Here is a 680-nt window from a genome sequence, read left to right on the forward strand (position 1 = left end):
CTGATCACAAACACCAGCTTTGATAAACATACCTAACGATAATAACCGCTGCACTCTTTGTTTTCATACTTCTCTAGCCCATAGCTGGTATCATAGCCGATAAAACTGGAACAAAAACTTTACTCATCATTTGGAATATACTCTCTGTTATCTTTACATTTCCTGGGCTTAGTATAATCGGCAACCCGTATAGTGCATGAGTTGCCTTATTGGTCATTCTTGCAATGCTTTGCTCTGTATTATGAACATGTATACATCGATCTCTGGTGTTGTAAAATCAGCAATGTTTCCTTCTTCAGTATGCACACTGGGAGTTAGTCTCACTCATGCCATTGGCAATGAATTATTTGGTGCTCCTGCTGAATACATAGCCCTTAAATTCAAAAAAATTGGACATGAACTTATCTTTTATTTTTACATAACAGACGTGATAATTATTGCACTCATTACACTGCTCTTTGTACCGGATATGAATAAGGAGGATATCCAAGACGATAAACCCCTTAATTTCACTCCATGAAACGAAAAAGCCCAATTACTTGGGCTTTTTTATCATTATTGCATCAAAATTCAGTTTTGATAGCGTTTAAATCTTATGAAGTGTATTTAATTGTTTTGCTACCAAATAATAAAAAGTCATCCGACTTTTTCTGCGATCTCCAGACATCATCTCTGCAACT

General features: G+C 35.9%; 1 pseudogene. It reads left to right on the forward strand.

Annotation, left to right across the window (positions count from 1 at the left end):
* A pseudogene (locus tag ACFIK8_RS11665) lies at nucleotides 1-520 on the forward strand (alpha-ketoglutarate permease); the annotation flags it as partial.
* Nucleotides 521-680 lie beyond the last annotated feature (160 nt).

It is taken from the genome of Bartonella sp. MR168JLCBS, assembly GCF_042194175.1.